Annotated in this window: 15 protein-coding genes and 1 riboswitch; of the genes, 5 read left to right on the top strand and 10 right to left on the bottom strand. The window is 73.4% G+C overall.

What is annotated here, in order from left to right:
• Window positions 1–92: 92 nt before the first annotated feature.
• Both IE330_RS05230 and IE330_RS05225 read right to left on the bottom strand, forming a co-directional pair.
• Entirely contained in the window at window positions 93–2,660 is a 2,568-nt protein-coding gene (locus tag IE330_RS05230) for an ABC transporter permease (RefSeq protein ID WP_190134659.1), read from the bottom strand.
• A 10-nt stretch (window positions 2,661–2,670) separates the two neighbouring features.
• The gene (locus tag IE330_RS05225) at window positions 2,671–3,636 is read right to left on the bottom strand and encodes an ABC transporter ATP-binding protein (RefSeq protein WP_190134658.1); all 966 of its coding nucleotides are present in this window, start codon (window positions 3,634–3,636) and stop codon (window positions 2,671–2,673) included.
• A 166-nt stretch (window positions 3,637–3,802) separates the two neighbouring features.
• On the opposite strand from IE330_RS05225, the gene IE330_RS05220 reads away from it, so the two are divergent.
• The 3 genes from IE330_RS05220 to IE330_RS05210 all read left to right on the top strand — a co-directional run bounded on the left by IE330_RS05220 (window position 3,803) and on the right by IE330_RS05210 (window position 5,155).
• A complete protein-coding gene (locus IE330_RS05220) occupies window positions 3,803–4,030 on the top strand; it encodes an antitoxin (RefSeq protein ID WP_190134657.1) in 228 nt (75 codons plus the stop codon).
• Between the two features lie 36 nt (window positions 4,031–4,066).
• Complete coding sequence (locus tag IE330_RS05215; RefSeq protein ID WP_190134694.1) at window positions 4,067–4,405, top strand: fic family toxin-antitoxin system, toxin component; 339 nt, start codon at window positions 4,067–4,069, stop codon at window positions 4,403–4,405.
• A gap of 387 nt (window positions 4,406–4,792) precedes the next feature.
• On the top strand, window positions 4,793–5,155 hold the full coding sequence (locus tag IE330_RS05210; RefSeq protein ID WP_229925393.1) for a VOC family protein: 363 nt from the start codon (window positions 4,793–4,795) through the stop codon (window positions 5,153–5,155).
• A 39-nt stretch (window positions 5,156–5,194) separates the two neighbouring features.
• Here IE330_RS05210 and IE330_RS05205 read toward each other — a convergent pair whose 3' ends face one another.
• The 4 genes from IE330_RS05205 to bioB all read right to left on the bottom strand — a co-directional run bounded on the left by IE330_RS05205 (window position 5,195) and on the right by bioB (window position 9,658).
• Window positions 5,195–5,854 (bottom strand): class I SAM-dependent methyltransferase, encoded by a 660-nt coding sequence (locus IE330_RS05205; RefSeq protein WP_190134656.1) that lies wholly within the window; start codon window positions 5,852–5,854, stop codon window positions 5,195–5,197.
• 394 nt (window positions 5,855–6,248) lie between these two features.
• Window positions 6,249–6,968, bottom strand: a complete 720-nt coding sequence (bioD, locus tag IE330_RS05200) for a dethiobiotin synthase (RefSeq protein ID WP_190134655.1) — start codon at window positions 6,966–6,968, stop codon at window positions 6,249–6,251.
• 118 nt (window positions 6,969–7,086) lie between these two features.
• On the bottom strand, window positions 7,087–8,394 hold the full coding sequence (locus tag IE330_RS05195) for an adenosylmethionine--8-amino-7-oxononanoate transaminase (protein WP_190134654.1): 1,308 nt from the start codon (window positions 8,392–8,394) through the stop codon (window positions 7,087–7,089).
• Window positions 8,387–9,658, bottom strand: coding sequence for a biotin synthase BioB (bioB, locus tag IE330_RS05190; protein ID WP_190134653.1), 1,272 nt, complete (start codon window positions 9,656–9,658; stop codon window positions 8,387–8,389). Before bioB ends, IE330_RS05195 begins: the two co-directional genes overlap by 8 nt.
• Before the next feature lie 176 nt (window positions 9,659–9,834).
• Here bioB and IE330_RS05185 point away from each other — a divergent pair, with 176 nt between their 5' ends.
• Complete coding sequence (locus IE330_RS05185) at window positions 9,835–10,971, top strand: 8-amino-7-oxononanoate synthase (RefSeq protein WP_190134652.1); 1,137 nt, start codon at window positions 9,835–9,837, stop codon at window positions 10,969–10,971.
• 77 nt (window positions 10,972–11,048) lie between these two features.
• On the opposite strand, the gene IE330_RS05180 is transcribed toward IE330_RS05185, so the two are convergent.
• Window positions 11,049–11,273 (bottom strand): DUF397 domain-containing protein, encoded by a 225-nt coding sequence (locus IE330_RS05180; protein ID WP_190134651.1) that lies wholly within the window; start codon window positions 11,271–11,273, stop codon window positions 11,049–11,051.
• 9 nt (window positions 11,274–11,282) lie between these two features.
• Window positions 11,283–12,143, bottom strand: coding sequence for a helix-turn-helix domain-containing protein (locus IE330_RS05175; RefSeq protein ID WP_190134650.1), 861 nt, complete (start codon window positions 12,141–12,143; stop codon window positions 11,283–11,285).
• 263 nt (window positions 12,144–12,406) lie between these two features.
• Between IE330_RS05175 and IE330_RS05170 the strand changes: the two genes are divergently transcribed.
• A complete protein-coding gene (locus tag IE330_RS05170; protein WP_190134649.1) occupies window positions 12,407–12,838 on the top strand; it encodes an ATP-binding protein in 432 nt (143 codons plus the stop codon).
• A 137-nt stretch (window positions 12,839–12,975) separates the two neighbouring features.
• On the opposite strand, the gene IE330_RS05165 is transcribed toward IE330_RS05170, so the two are convergent.
• Together IE330_RS05165 and IE330_RS05160 are read right to left on the bottom strand one after the other, a co-directional pair.
• Window positions 12,976–13,494, bottom strand: a complete 519-nt coding sequence (locus tag IE330_RS05165; RefSeq protein WP_190134648.1) for a DUF6328 family protein — start codon at window positions 13,492–13,494, stop codon at window positions 12,976–12,978.
• A gap of 251 nt (window positions 13,495–13,745) precedes the next feature.
• Window positions 13,746–14,222 carry a C40 family peptidase gene (locus IE330_RS05160; RefSeq protein ID WP_190134647.1) on the bottom strand — a complete coding sequence of 159 codons (477 nt, stop codon included), beginning with the start codon at window positions 14,220–14,222 and terminating at the stop codon, window positions 13,746–13,748.
• Window positions 14,223–14,225: 3 nt separating this feature from the next.
• Window positions 14,226–14,378: riboswitch (cyclic di-AMP (ydaO/yuaA leader) on the bottom strand.
• Between the last annotated feature and the right edge of the window lie 263 nt (window positions 14,379–14,641).

The following is a 14,641-nucleotide window of genomic DNA, read 5'->3' as shown; positions in this document are numbered from 1 at the left end:
GGGCACGACGTGAACGCCGGGGCCAGGCACGCCCCGAGGCGAGGCACACCCCCACGCGCCGATCCCAGGAGGCCCACCCCCGCCCCACCTCACTACTCGTGCGCGATCGCCTCCAGGACGTTCATGCGCGAGGCCCGCAGCGCCGGCAGCAGCGCCGCCACGATGCCCACCACCACCGAGCCGACCACCACGGCCACGACCGTCGACCACGGCACCGCGAACGCCTTCAGCCCCTGCAACGCCAGGACCTGCTGCGTCGACACCCCCCACACCAGCCCCAGCGCGATCCCGAGCACCGCGCCGAACACCGCGATGACCACCGACTCCAGCCGGATCATGCGCCGCAGTTGCCGCCGGGCGAGCCCGATCGCGCGCAGCAGCCCGATCTCCCGGGTGCGCTCGACGACCGACAGGGCCAGGGTGTTGACCACGCCGAGCACGGCGATGATGATCGCGAGGCCGAGCAGCGCGTACACGAGGTACAGCATCACGGCGATCTGTTCGCGGATCAGCTCCTTGTAGTCGGCCTGGTCGCGGACCTGGACCTGCGGGTACGGGTCGAGTGCGGCGTCGAGCCGGTCGCGCAGCGTCCCGGCGCCGGTGCCCTCGGCCGCGTTGACGTACACGGCGGTGTCCTGGCCGTCGGGCACGTACTTCTCCAGCGTGCCGAGCCCCATGAAGAGGCCGCCGCTCATGCCGGGGCCCTCCGCGGTGTCCTGGTCGGTGAGGGCGCCGACCGTCAGCTCCGCCGCGCGCCCCTTCGGGAACCGCACGGGCAGCACGGTGCCGACGCGTACGCCGTGGTCCTCGGCGAAGTCCTGGTCCATGGCGATGTGCCCGGCGGCCAGCGCCCGTGCGGTGTCCCCCTCGGCGTAGGTCACGTTGACGACCTCGTCGAGGTCCTTCTCGTAGCCCGCGGCCGTCGACTTCACGGTCCTGCCGTCCGGCATCCGCAGCTCCAGGGGCGTGAAACGGTTGCGTACGACCGTGTCCGCGCCCTCGGTGTCCCGCACCGCGGCGGTGACCTCCGCCGGGAACGGCAGCCAACTGCCGCTCTGCACCACGAAGTCGGCGCCCAGCGTCTTGTCGATCTGCTCGTCGAACGACTTGGTCATCGAGGCGCTCGCCACCGACAGGCCGCCGACCAGGGCGAGTCCCACCATGAGGGCGGCCGCCGTGGCGCCCGTGCGGCGCGGGTTGCGCAGCGCGTTGCGCTGGCTCATCCGGCCCACGGAGCCGAAGACGGCGGGGAAGGCACCGCCAAGGACACGGATGACGGGGCGGACGAGCAGCGGGCCCGCGACGACGGTGGCGACGAGCGTGAGCACCACGCCGAGGCCGAGCAGCGAGGCCGAGGTGGCCGTCCTGTCCGCCGTCGCGCAGCCCACGAGCGCGAGGACACCGGCCGCCCCGACGACCGCGCCGACGACCGCCCGCAGCCGCAGCGGCCGCCCCACCCCGGCGATCTCGGCGTCCGCCAGCGCCGCCATCGGCGAGACCCGCGCGGCCCGGCGCGCCGGCAGATAGGCCGCGACGAAAGTGACGCCGACCCCGACGGCGTACGAGACGACGGGCGTGGGCCAGCCGATGACCATCTCCGTGGACTTCAGGTTCATGCCCAGCAGGCCCATCAGCTCGATCAGCGCGGCGGCGAGGCCGATGCCCGCGCCGAGCCCGAGCGTCGCGCCGACCACGCCGAGCAGCACGGCCTCGATGAGCACGGAGCGGCGCACCTGCCGGCGGTCGGCGCCGAGCGCACGCAGCAGCCCCAGTTCACGGGTGCGCTGCGCGATGAGCATGGAGAAGGTGTTGACGATCAGGAAGACGCCGACGAGCACGGCGACCCCGGCGAAGCCGAGCATGACGTACTTGACGACGTCCAGGAACCCGCCGAGCTCGGCCGCGGCGGACTCGGCCTGTTCGTCGGCCGTCTTCAACTCGTACGCCGGACCGAGCTCGGCGGCGATGCGCCGCTTGAGCTCCGCGTCGCTGACGCCGGTCGCCGCGTCCACCGCGATGCTCGTCGCCGCGTCCTCGTCACCGAGCAGCGCGGTCTGCGCGACCCGCGTGTCCAGGAAGACGAGCGCGGCACCGGGGTTGGTGGTGCGGAACGTGGCGATGCCGACGACCTTCACCTCGAAGGAGCCGGGCGCGGCGAGCACGCGCAGGGTGTCGCCGATCCCCACGTCCCGCTTGTCGGCCGTGTCCGCGTCGATCAGCGCCTGGCCGGGGCCGCGCGGGGCGTGCCCCGACGTCAGCTCGACGGGGCTGCGCTCGCTCTTGTACCAGTTCACGGCGACCGTGGGGGCGCCGGTCGTCGGGCCGACCGGTTCGTTGTCGCCGTCGACGACGGTGACGTTCTCCACGGACACGTCGACGTACGTGGCGGCGACGCCGTCGACCTTCGCCACCTGCCGCGCGACGCGCGCGGGCAGCGTCGGGGTGCGCCCGGTCGGCAGGCTCTCGTCGAGGCCGTCGTCCTTGGGCGACACCGCGACGTCGGCGGAGGTGGACGCGAAGAGCCGGTCGAAGGTGCGGTTGACGGTGTCGGAGAAGATCAGGCTGCCCGCGACGAACGCCACCGAGAGGATCACGGCGAGCGCGGAGAGGGCGAGCCTCCCCTTGTGCGCGAGGAAGCTGCGGAGCGTGGCCTTCAGCACGGCGGTCCCCTCAGTCCTCGCGCGGTTCGGCGTCCGGGGGAGCGGCGTGGGCCTCAGGGGCGGGAGGGGCGGGTGGTGGGGCAGTGGCGCCGGGTGCGGGGCCGGGGGAAGCGCCGCGCGCTCCGGGGTCCGTACGTACGGAGTCGTGGCCCGGGTTCCCGGGGGCGGCAGCGGGCGCGGTCCCGGTGGCGCGGGCGGTGCCCTGCGAGGTGTCGAAGCGCTTCATGCGCTCCAGGACCGCCTCGGCCGTCGGCGCGGCCATCTCGTCCACGATCCGCCCGTCGGCGAGGAACAGCACCACGTCGGAGTGGGCGGCCGCGCCCGGGTCGTGCGTCACCATCACCACCGTCTGGCCGAGCGCGTCCACGGCTTCGCGCAGGAAGCCGAGGACTTCCAGGCCGGCCCGCGAGTCGAGGTTGCCGGTCGGCTCGTCCGCGAAGATCAGCTCCGGCCGGGCGGCCAGGGCCCGGGCACAGGCGACGCGCTGCTGCTGGCCGCCGGACAACTGCGCGGGCCGGTGGCGGAGCCGGTCGCGCAGCCCGAGCGTGTCGATGACGTGTTCCAGCCACTCGGGGTCGGGGCGCCGGCCCGCGATGTCCATGGGCAGGGTGATGTTCTCGCGGGCGCTGAGCGTCGGTATCAGGTTGAACGACTGGAACATGAACCCCACGCGGTCCCGCCTGAGCCGCGTCAGCTCGCGCTCCTTCAGCCCGGTGATCTCGGTGTCGCCCAGCCACACCTGGCCCGCGGACACCGAGTCGAGCCCGGCGAGGGTGTGCATCAGCGTGGACTTGCCGGAGCCGGAGGGCCCCATCACGGCCGTGAACCGCCGCCGGGCGATGTCCACGTCCACCGCGTCGAGCGCGAGCACCGCGGTCTCGCCCGCACCGTACGCCTTGGTCAGACCGCGGGCGCGGGCGGCGGTGCCCGAGGGCTCGGCGCGTTCGGTTCCCGGCGTCGAAGCAGGTGTGGACACGGCCGCCTCCCTGGTTGTGACCGTCCGCGGAGCGCGGAGGGGCTTGTGAGGGTAGGGGCACCGCGGAGCGTCCGGTATCCGTCGCAGGTCGGGCCACGAGACGTATGTAAGGGGCACCCTCCGGGGCCCCTTGTCGGTGCTAGCGCGGCGGCGCTAGCTTGAGGACATGGCGAAGACGCAGCTGAACGTGCGGGTGGACGAACACACCGCCCGAGCCGCGCGCGAGCGCGCCACGGCCCGCGGCATGAGCGTGAACCGGTACATCGAGGAGCTGGTCAAGCAGGACGTCGGCCGGCAGGGCCACACGTTCGTGGAGGCCGCCGCCGACTTCATGAAGCAGTACGAGTCCGTCTTCGCCGAGGAGTTCGGCGCGGACCGCGAAGGTCGTCGCTGACCGTTGAACCTGCGCATCGACCTCGCCTGGCTCCTCATGGTCGCCGAACAGAAGACTCCGGGAGACCCCCAAGTCGCCGACTGGGGCGCCCTGGTGGCGGCCGTCGCCCGGCATCAGGCGGAGATCTTCGACGTCCCCGTCTACGAAGGCCCGCACGACCGCGCCGCCGCATTGCTCCAGGTCCTGCTGCACGTGCCCGCCCTGGAGCGCTCGAACGCGCTCTTCGCCGTGTCGGTCGCGTACGCGTACCTCGTCGCGAGCGGCGTGAAGGTGCTGACCTCCCCGGAGCAGGTACGGGACCTCGCCCACCTGGTGAAGGAGGGCGGGGCGGGCGTGCGGGACATAGCGCGGGAGCTGCGCCAGTGGAGCCGCTGACGCCCGGCGCGCCGGACCGGACGGCTGCCGCCGCCGGGTGAACAGGGGCTGACCGCCCGGCTTTCCTGCCACTTCCCTGGCCTGCCTGAGCCTGCGAGTTCGTACCGGGCTTCCTTGTGCTCTGCGTCTTCGTGCCGGGCGTCCGAGCGCGCCGCGCGGGCCGCGGGGCGTGGACCGGTGAGTTCCGTGCCCTGCGTCTTCGTACCAGGCGTCCGAGCGCGCCGCGCGGGCCGCGGGGCGTGGACCGGTGAGTTCCGCGCCCTGCGTCTTCGTGCCGGGCGTTCGAGCGCGTCGCGCGAGCCTTGCGGCGTGGACCGATGAGTTCCGCGCGCCCCGGCGGTCACCCTCGCACAACCGTGCACCCTTCGCGACCTCGGGAGGTCGGACATGTCCGCCACCATCCAGCCGATGCTCGTCACTCCGGACGTCGTCCGGCTCCAGTCCTTCTACGCCCAGCTCCTCGGCGCCGAGCAGACCACCCGCGTCCCGGACGAGGGGCCCGTCTTCTTCGTGGCGCTGCGCGTGGGGGACTCGGAGCTGGGCCTCGTGGCCGACGAGAAGGCCCCCCTCGACACGCCGCAGCGCTCGCTCCTCAGTGTCCTGGTCCCGGACGTCGACGCCCTGCTCGGCCACGTGGAGGGACTCGGCGGCACCGTGCTCGGCCCGCCGAACGACATGCCCTGGGGCCAGCGGGTCGCGCACGTCAAGGATCCGGACGGCAACAAGGTGAACCTGGTCCAGCCGATCTGAGCACCGGCCCGGCCCCCCAAGGCGCCCCCGGGCCGCCGCTCAGTCCCCGTCCTCCCGCGGCCGCCGCGCCGTGCCGAGCACGCACGGGGACGTGGGCAGGCCCGGGCCCGCCGCCGGCACCCGGACGCGGCGGTAGGGGCCCAGCTCGAACCCGGCCCGGCGCAGCGCCTCCACCGGGTCCCGCGCGGTGTGGCAGCCGCCGAAGAGCAGCGGCCACACCGTGCGGTCCAGGGCGCGCTGCGCCAGGGCGTGGGCCGCGCCCGGGGCCCGGCCGTGCTCGAAGAACCGCAGCTCGCCGCCCGGCCGGAGCACCCGCCGCAGCTCGCCGAGGGCGCGCGTGACGTCGCGTACGCTGCACAGCACGAGCGAGGCCACGGCCACGTCGAAGGCCTCGCTCTTGACCGGCAGCGCCTCCGCGGCCCCCGGGACCACGTCCACCGGTACGTCGGCGCGCAGCGCGGCCGACACGGCCAACTGCCGCAGCAGCCGCTCCGGTTCGATCGCGACGACCTCGGAGACGGTGGCGGGGTAGTGCGGGAAGTTCAGCCCGTTGCCGGCGCCGACCTCGATGACACGGCCGGAGGCCCCGGTCAGGAGCTCCGCGCGGTGCGGGGCGACCGCCGGTTCGGACGCGACGCTGACGCGGGCGTAGAAGCGGGCGAAGAGAGGGTGGTGGACGGCGGGTTTCGCGGTCGGCACGGCGGCCTCCTCACGGAGGGTGGATGGCTGATATCTCCCCCTTCCCGTGGCGGCCCAACCGGCGCCGCGCGCCCTGTCCGCGAACGCCGGACCGGCGGAAACCCTTCCGCATCGCGGCGGACGCACCCCGCTGCACAACAGGCCGTTCCCCGCGCACCCGCTCCCCACCTCCCCGCGCACCCGCGCCGAACTCCCCGCTCACCCGCGCCCGCGGCGCAACGGGGCGAACGGGTGAGCGGGTGAGCGGGTGAGCGGAACGGAAGACTCCGTCCCTGCCCCCGCCCCCGGACGCCGACGCCACCCGGGACTCGGACGGTACGTGGCCGAAAATGGGCAGGGCGGAGCAGAAAGGGGCGGAGCGGGGCAGGGCGGCGCGGAATCGATCGGAGACCGGTCAGGAAGCAGAGGCGGAAGCGAACGCCCCGGCCTCCCACGTCCCTCCGAGCTCCGCCCCGAGCCACCCCGCGGCCTCGGCCCGGAACCGCTCGCCGTCCAGGCCCCCGGCCCCCTCCGGCACCGCGCCGAGCAGCGGAGCGCCCGCCATCGGGCTCAGCTCCGCCACGTTGCAGCGGGCCGCGAGGTCCGGCTCCGCGGGCCAGCTCCCGATGACCACGCCGAGCGTCTCCAGCCCCCGCGCCCGCAGCGCCTCGCCCGTCAGCCGGGTGACGTTGAGCGTGCCGAGCCCCGCCGTGGCGACGACGAGCACCGGCGCGCCGAGCTCCCGCGCCGCGTCCGCCAGGGTCGCGCCCGTGTCGTCGAGGTGTACGAGCAGGCCTCCGGCCCCTTCGACGAGGACGAGGTCGTGGGAGGCCGCGAGCTTCTCCGCGGCCTCGGCGACCTCGGCCGGAGTGACGGGCGCGAGGCCGGCGCGCCGCGCGGCCGTCGCCGGGGCCAGCGGCTCGGGGAAGCGGGCGAGTTCCCGGCCGGTGACGCCCTCGCCCGCGAGCCGCCGCACCTCGTCGACGTCCCCCGGTTCCCCGGGCCCGACCCCGGTCTGCGCGGGCTTGAGGACGGCGACGCTGCGCCCGGCGGCGAGCGCCACCGCGGCGACGGCCGCCGTCGTCACCGTCTTCCCGATCTCCGTGCCCGTCCCGGACACCACGACGACACTCACGCCGCGCCCTCCTTGCTCACGTCCGTGCTTCGCACGCCCACTTCTGCGCTTTCAGCGCTTTCTCCGCTTCGTGTGCTCACTTCTGCGCTTCACGCGCTCATTCCTGTGTCTCGCGTGCTCACTTCTGTGCCTCCGTGCTCGCGCGCGCCGCCGCGCGGACGGCCTGTCCGACGCGCGCCACGTCGTCGTCCGAGGTGATGTAGGGCGGCATGGTGTAGATGAGGTCGCGGAACGGCCGCAGCCACACGCCCGCCCGCACCGCGGCCCGGGTGGCCGCTTCCACGTCGGCCTGGTGGTCGAGTTGGACGACACCGAGGGCGCCCAGGACCCGGACGTCCCGGACCCCGGGCAGTTCGGCGGCCGGGGCGAGACCCGCGCGCAGGCCGGACTCGATGCGCTTGACCTCGGTCTGCCAGTCCTGGCCGAGCAGCAGGTCGATGGACGCGTTCGCCACCGCCGCGGCCAGGGGGTTGCCCATGAACGTCGGGCCGTGCGCGAGCACGGGCACCTCGCCGCGCGCGATGCCCTCGGCGACGCGCGCCGTGCACAGCGTCGCCGCCATCGTCAGATAGCCGCCGGTGAGGGACTTGCCGAGGCACATCACGTCGGGCGTCACGGCCGCGTGGTCCGCCGCGAACAGCGCGCCCGTGCGGCCGAACCCCGTCGCGATCTCGTCGAACACGAGCAGCACGTCGTGCGCGTCGCACGCCTCCCGCAGCGCCCGCAGGTACCGCGGCGAGTGGAAGCGCATGCCGCCCGCCCCCTGCACCACGGGCTCCACGATGACGCCCGCGAGCTCGTGCGCGTGGCGCCCGACCAGGTCGCGCAGGTGCTGCGCGTACGTCTCGTCGTACGCGTCGAAGCCGGCGGGGGGCAGGTCGGCGAAGACCTGCTGGGGCAGGACCCCCTGCCACAGGTGGTGCATGCCGCCCTGGGGGTCGCACACCGCCATGGGCTGCCAGGTGTCGCCGTGGTAGCCGCCGCGCCAGGTCAGCATCCGCCGCTTCTCGGGCCGGCCGAGCGAGCGCCAGTGCTGGAGGCACATCTTGACCGCGACCTCGACGGACACCGACCCGGAGTCGGCGAGGAAGACGTGCTCCAGGCCCTCGGGCGTGATGTCCACGAGCCGCTTGGCGAGGCGCACGGCGGGCTCGTGGGTGAGCCCGCCGAACATCACGTGGCTCATCCGGTCGAGCTGCCCGCGCACCGCCTCGTTGAGGACGGGGTGGTTGTAGCCGTGGACGGCCGACCACCACGAGGACATGCCGTCGATCAGCTCACCGGCACCGGCGACCTTGAGGCGCACCCCCGCGGCCGACTCCACGACCAGGGGCTCCTGCTGCCCGGGCATCGGACCGTACGGGTGCCACACGTGCGCCCGGTCGAGATCCAGGATCCGCTGTACGTCGAGCACGGGGTCAGGCATTGGGCGCCAGGTCCGTCCCCGGGCCCCGGCGGCGTACGGCCACCAGGTCCGTGCGCGCCCCGGGCACGGCGGTCTCCGCCGCGGCCGCCCCCGGCCCGGAAGCCGCCCCGTCCGCATCCGGCCGGGAAGCCGTCCCGTCCGTCCCCGGCCCGGCGGCCGTCCCGTCCGTCCCCGCCGCCCCAGCGGCCTGTGCCGCCCCGGCTTCGGTCCCGCACGCCTCCGCCGCATCCGACCCGCACACGGAACCGCAGCCTCCGCCGCGGCGGTGCTCCGGCAGCGTCACCTGCTCCGTGGTCTCCACCTCGAACCCGGCGTCCGCGATCATCTCCAGGTCGGCCTTGCCCGCCTGGCCCTCGCTGGTCAGGTAGTCGCCGAGGAAGATCGAGTTGGCGAGGTGCAGGGCCAGCGGCTGGAGCGTGCGCAGGTGCAGCTCACGGCCGCCCGCGATGCGGACCTCGACGTCCGGGCAGACGAACCGCACCATGGCGAGGATGCGCAGGCAGCGCTGCGGCGTGAGGTTCCACTCCTTGGCCAGCGGGGTGCCCTCGAAGGGGATGAGGAAGTTCACCGGCACGGAGTCCGCGTCGAGCGCGCGCAGCGAGAAGACGACGTCGACGAGGTCCGCGTCCGTCTCGCCCATGCCCGCGATCAGCCCCGAGCAGGCGGAGAGCCCGGCCGCGTGCGCCTTCCGCACGGTGTCGACCCGGTCGGCGTAGGTGTGCGTCTTCGTGATGGCGCCGTACGTCGACTCCGAGGTGTTCAGATTGTGGTTGTACGCGTCGACGCCCGCGCCGCGCAGCCGCTCGGCCTGGCCCTCGGAGAGCAGCCCGAGGCACGCGCAGACCTCGACGTCCTCGTTCTGCTCCTTGATCGCCTTGACGGTGTCCGAGACCCGGTCGATGTCGCGGTCCGTCGGCCCCCGGCCGCTCGCCACCAGGCAGACGCGCTTGGCGCCGCCGGCCAGCCCGGCCGCCGCGGCCTCGGAGGCCTCCTGCGGCTTCAGCCAGGTGTACTTCAGGATGCCGGTGTCCGCGCCGAGCCGCTGCGAACAGTACGAGCAGTCCTCCGGGCACAGGCCGGACTTCAGGTTGACCAGGTAGTTGAGTTTCACCCGCCGCCCGAACCAGTGGCGCCGTACCTTTCCGGCCGCCGCCACCACGTCGAGCAGCTCGTCGTCGGAGGTCGCGAGCACGGCCAGCGCCTCGTCACGGGTCGGCGCTTCCCGCCGAAGCCCCTTGTCCACCAAGGTGTTGAGCAGATCCATGGCGCCGATCCTGACGTACGACAGTCTCTCTGACCATGGAGAAACCGCACAACAGAACCCGGAGCAGGTGTGGGTATTGCCACACCATGGCCCGGTGGCGCGGCGGCTAGGGTCTGTGCACTGTCTACAAACGCATCCTTTCGCACCGCCCGTGCGGACGACGACCTGGAGGCCCCATGGCGAGCGCGCCGTTCGACTGGATCGACGAGCGGGCGCGGGAGCGGGAGCGCGCCGGGCTCGTGCGCGCCCTGCGCCCGCGCCCGGCCGAATCCCCCCTGCTCGACCTCGCGGGCAACGACTACCTGGGCCTCGCCCGCCACCCTGAGGTCACGGCTGCGGCGGCCGCGGCGGCCCGTCGCTGGGGCGGCGGCGCGACCGGCTCGCGCCTGGTGACGGGCTCCACCGAACTGCACGCCGAACTGGAGCGCGAGCTGGCCGCGTTCTGTGGCGCCGAGGCCGCCCTCGTGCTGTCGTCCGGGTACGCGGCGAACCTCGCGGCCGTCACCGCGCTCGCCCCGTACGGCTCGCTGATCGTCTCGGACGCGGGCAACCACGCCTCGCTGATCGACGGCTGCCGCCTGGCGCGCGGCACGACCCAGGTGGTGCCGCACGCGAACCCGGAGGCGGTGCGCAAGGCGCTCGCCGGCCACGAGGGGCCCGCGATCACGGTGACGGACTCGGTGTTCTCGGTGGACGGCGACGCCGCGCCGCTGGGCGAACTCGCCACTGCCTGCCGGGAGTACGGCGCGGGCCTGGTCGTCGACGACGCCCACGGCCTCGGCGTGCTCGGCACCGGCGGCCGGGGCGCCCCGCACGCGGCCGGGCTCGCGGGCGCGCCGGACACGGTGGTCACCGTCACGCTCTCGAAGTCCCTGGGCAGCCAGGGCGGCGCCGTACTCGGCCCGGCCCGGGTCATCGACCACCTGGTCAACACCGCGCGGACGTTCATCTTCGACACGGGCCTCGCGCCCGCGGCCGCCGGGGCGGCGCTGGCGGCCCTGCGGCTGCTCGGCCGGGAGCCGGAGCGCGCCGCACGCGCGCGCACGGTGGCGGGCCGGCTGTACGAGCTGCTGGTGGGGGAGGGGTTCTCGGCGGTCCGTCCGGACGCCGCCGTCGTCTCGGTACGCGCCCCGTCGCCCGCGGCGGCGGTGCGCTGGGCGGCCGACTGCAGGGCCGCCGGTGTTGCCGTGGGGTGCTTCCGTCCGCCGTCGGTCCCCGACGGCGTCTCGCGGTTGCGGCTGACCGCCCGCGCCGACCTGGGCGACTCGGAACTCGCCGAGGTCGTCGGTGTGATCAGCCGCACCGCACCCTGACCTGAGATCTGGCACCTACGACCTGGGTCCAGGGTCCGGCGCACTCACTCGGGCCTCATTTCAGGGCCGAGGGGGCTTCACCGAAGGGCGTCGATGAAGTCTTCCCAGGCCGTGGGTGAGAAGAGCACGGCTGGTCCTGCCGTGTTCTTCGAGTCGCGCACGGCGAGCAGTTCCGCCAGCGGGCCGGAGCCGAGCGAGGCCGTCTCCACACAGTTGTTCATGCCGTTGCTGCGGCTGCTGCGCCACCATCGCGCGTCCCTGAGAGACGTGCTGGAGGGAACGGACCGAGGCAGTGCAGTCATGGTGCCTCCTTACGCGCCGTCACCTAAAACGGCGAGGTAATCCATTGAATCCTGAACGGAAAGCGCCTGTCCCTGGAGGGAGTTGAAGGCGTCGGTGTACGCCTGGAGGTCTTCTTTCCGTTCGAGGTAGAGGCTACTCGTCAAGTGGTCGAGAACAACCACATCCAGATCAGAAATGTTCGGAAAGGAAAGAATAACGAAAGGGCTGATCAGGCCCATGTGCTCTCCGGAGGTGAACGGCAGCACCTGGAGCCGCACTTGAGGCAACTGGGCCGCGTCGAGTAACCGCCGCAACTGTCCGGAAAGCACCTCGGGCCCGCCCACCTCCCGCCGCAGCACCGCCTCGTCCAGGATGACGCTCAGCCGCAGCGGCGGCTCGCTGCGCAGCACGTCCTGGCGGGCGAGGCGCACCTGCACCAGCGCCTCGACCTGCTCCTCCGGCATCCCGCCGAGGGCGGCACGTGTCACCGCGCGGGCGTACTCCGGGGTCTGCAACAGACCGGGCACCACCGTGGTCTCCAGCGTGCGCACCCGGCAGGCCTGTGACTCCAGGCTGATGAAGTCGCGGTACGCGGGCGGCAGGAGCCCCCGGTAGGCGTGCCACCAGTGGTGGCGCCCGTGCTCGTCCCCGCCGCCCGCGAGGGCGACGAGCAGCTCCCGCAGATGCGGGTCCTTGACCTGGTACGTCTCCAGCAGAAGCCGTACGTCCGCGGCCTTCACACCGCTGCGGCCCGTCTCGATCCGGCTCACCTTCGACTGGTGCCAGCCGACGAGCGCGGCGGCCTCGCCACTGGTGAGGCCCGCCTCGGCGCGCAGCGCCCGCAATTCCGCGCCGAGCTTGCGCCGGCGCACCGCGGGGCCGTACTGCATGGCTGTCTCCTTCTGGGGTCCGCCGGAAGTCCGCGCCAACCGTAGAGGACGGTGGGGGAACTGCCAGTGTTACGCCCAAATACGGTCTGCCGTCGCAGAGTTCACCGCTTCGAGCGACAGATATATGCACATCTCGGTGGATCGCCGGGCGCGGCCCGCGTGACAGTGGCAGTCTGACGCATAGCACCAGCTCCGGGACGGTCCTTGAGTGCTTCCGCCACGCGTCGGAGTACCGGTCCCGGTGGGAAAGGGACGGCGCCGTCATGGCAGACCACCAGGAAGCATCAATCACCCTGCCGAGCGACCCCGTCTCGGTCTCCACCGCCCGTCAGTACGTGGGGGACGTCCTGACGGAGTGGGGCCTGCCCCCGGACGCGGACGTGGCCGACACGGTCCGGCTCATCGTCTCGGAGCTCGCCACGAACGCGGTGCAGCACACCTCGGGCCTCTCGCCCACGTTCACCGTGGACGTCCAGCTCGACCGCCACGAGCGGCTGCGCATCGGGGTCACCGACAGTCACCCCCGCTTTCCGCAGCGCCTGCCCGCCGCCGTGCAGCAGGACAACGGGCGCGGCATGGTCATCATCCGCTGGCTCACCGCCGAGTGCGGCGGCAGACTCTCGGTCTGCCGGACGGCGGAGGGCGGCAAGACGGTGTGGATCACCCTGCCCTGGTCGCTACCGGTGCGGCGCTGAGCCCTCACGGCCCTGAGGCGGCGCCCCGCGCGACGGCACGGCCACGTGCGCCGTCCCGCCGCCTCGCCGCCCCGCCGTCCCGCCGGACCGTCAGGTCGTACGCGTACGGCATCCGCCCCGCGACCGGACCGGCCGCGTCACAGCCGGCCGTTGGCGCGCCCGATCGCGCGCGGCAGCACGCCCCACAGCCCGGTGCAGACCAGGAAGGTGGCCACCCCGGCGATCACCCCTTCGGTGCGGCCCGCGGCGACGTCGACGACGAGCAGGACGGAGCCCGTCAGCGCGAGCACGAGCACGCCGAGGCCCACCGCGGCGAGCTTCGAGGAGACCCGCACGATCAGCGGTTTGGCGCCGCGCTGGAAGAGCGTGCGGTGCACCGCGGCGGGCGCGGTGAACAGCGCGGCGGCGAGCACCGCGAGCAGCAGCGTGACGACGTACGTGTGGCGCTGCACGCTGTCCAGCGACGGGAAGCGGGGCGTGAAGGCGAGCGTGAGCAGGAAGGCGAAGAGGATCTGTACGCCGGTCTGCGTGACCCGCAGCTCCTGGAGCAGCTCGCCGAAGTTGCGGTCGGCCCGCTCCAGCGGGGTCTCGTTGCGGGTGCGCCGGGACGAGCCCGGTCTGGGGGTGCCCGACGAATGGGGGTGATGATCGGCCATGGTCCACGAGTATCCGCGCGGGGCCGCTCCACGCCCGTCGTGACGGCCCGGCGGCGGAGCCGGGCGGGTGACACGGGCTCCGCGGGGCCCGTTGCCCGGGGCCCGCTGTCCGGGGTCCGCCACCCGTTCGGCACGCCGGGTGGCGGGGGCCGCCGTCCGTGTGCCGGACGGACGGCGGCCGAGGCGCCCGGGGGCGCCCGGAGCGGGCGGCGGCACGGGCCGTACGGGGCGGCCGCCGCGCGCTCACCGGGTCAGCGGACCCGGCCGTACCAGACCTTGTTGGTCCAGATCCTCTCCAGCCGCACCACGGTGTTCCGCTTCGGTGCGTGCCAGATCTTGCCCTTGCCGGCGTATATACCGACGTGGTACACGCTCCGGCCGGAGTGGAAGAACACCAGGTCGCCGCGGGTGCGGTTGGCGGCGGACACATGGCGGGTCTTGTTGTACTGCTGCTGGGCGGTGCGCGGCAGCTTCTTGCCGACGCGCTTGAACGAGTAGAGCGTCAGGCCCGAGCAGTCGAACCGGTTCGGCCCGGCGGCGCCGTAGCGGTACGGGGAGCCCTTCTTGGACGCCGCGATCTTGAGCGCCTTCGTTCCGTGCGAGGTGGCCGCTTCCGCTTCCCCGGTGAGCCCGGGGGCCACGATGGTGCCGCCCACGGCGGCGAGCGTGAGAGCCGAAGCCGTACCGGCCCTCGTCAGCAGCGACGGAACACGTTGCAGCGCGGTCATGCGCAACCCTTCGTCAGCCGCCTGTGAAGGATGACCTGTCGGGTTCGGGCAGGCGAAGATGCCCGGCCGCGCATGCGACTTCACCCCAAGGACCGACCGGACTAGCCGGACGGCCCGCCTTGCTGGGTCCTCCACTCCTGCCGGTGCACAGATGTCGACCGGGCATCCGGGCGGCGGCAGGACTCGGCGTCCGCCCGGATCGCCCCGCCGCCTGTGGCGGGGGCTTGTCGTCGGAAGGGATCTTCACCCGAGAGTGGCGAAAAAGCCGAGCCGAATCGGCAGTATGTGAGGCTCCTCACGGCTGACCCGTTCCGGTGGACAGCGCCCGAATGGGACTCAGATCACAGTCGGCGATGATTGCCCCATCAGCGCCGGAAGGTCCGATTCCGGCTGCTGCGTAAGGGAGTTGCGCATCTTCG

This window comes from Streptomyces longispororuber, assembly GCF_014656095.1.
Classification (GTDB): Bacteria; Actinomycetota; Actinomycetes; order Streptomycetales; family Streptomycetaceae; genus Streptomyces; species Streptomyces longispororuber.
This window is presented reverse-complemented; position numbering and strand designations above follow the sequence as displayed.

What these genes read in the sequence shown, in the direction of transcription:
- IE330_RS05220 (WP_190134657.1), top strand. Translation starts at nt 3,803, where the DNA reads ATGGCGAAGACGCAGCTGAACGTGCGGGTGGACGAACACACCGCCCGA.
- IE330_RS05215 (WP_190134694.1), top strand. Translation starts at nt 4,067, where the DNA reads ATGGTCGCCGAACAGAAGACTCCGGGAGACCCCCAAGTCGCCGACTGG.
- IE330_RS05210 (WP_229925393.1), top strand. Translation starts at nt 4,793, where the DNA reads ATGTCCGCCACCATCCAGCCGATGCTCGTCACTCCGGACGTCGTCCGG.
- IE330_RS05195 (WP_190134654.1), bottom strand. Translation starts at nt 8,394, where the DNA reads ATGCCTGACCCCGTGCTCGACGTACAGCGGATCCTGGATCTCGACCGG.
- bioB (WP_190134653.1), bottom strand. Translation starts at nt 9,658, where the DNA reads ATGGATCTGCTCAACACCTTGGTGGACAAGGGGCTTCGGCGGGAAGCG.
- IE330_RS05185 (WP_190134652.1), top strand. Translation starts at nt 9,835, where the DNA reads ATGGCGAGCGCGCCGTTCGACTGGATCGACGAGCGGGCGCGGGAGCGG.
- IE330_RS05180 (WP_190134651.1), bottom strand. Translation starts at nt 11,273, where the DNA reads ATGACTGCACTGCCTCGGTCCGTTCCCTCCAGCACGTCTCTCAGGGAC.
- IE330_RS05175 (WP_190134650.1), bottom strand. Translation starts at nt 12,143, where the DNA reads ATGCAGTACGGCCCCGCGGTGCGCCGGCGCAAGCTCGGCGCGGAATTG.
- IE330_RS05170 (WP_190134649.1), top strand. Translation starts at nt 12,407, where the DNA reads ATGGCAGACCACCAGGAAGCATCAATCACCCTGCCGAGCGACCCCGTC.
- IE330_RS05165 (WP_190134648.1), bottom strand. Translation starts at nt 13,494, where the DNA reads ATGGCCGATCATCACCCCCATTCGTCGGGCACCCCCAGACCGGGCTCG.
- IE330_RS05160 (WP_190134647.1), bottom strand. Translation starts at nt 14,222, where the DNA reads ATGACCGCGCTGCAACGTGTTCCGTCGCTGCTGACGAGGGCCGGTACG.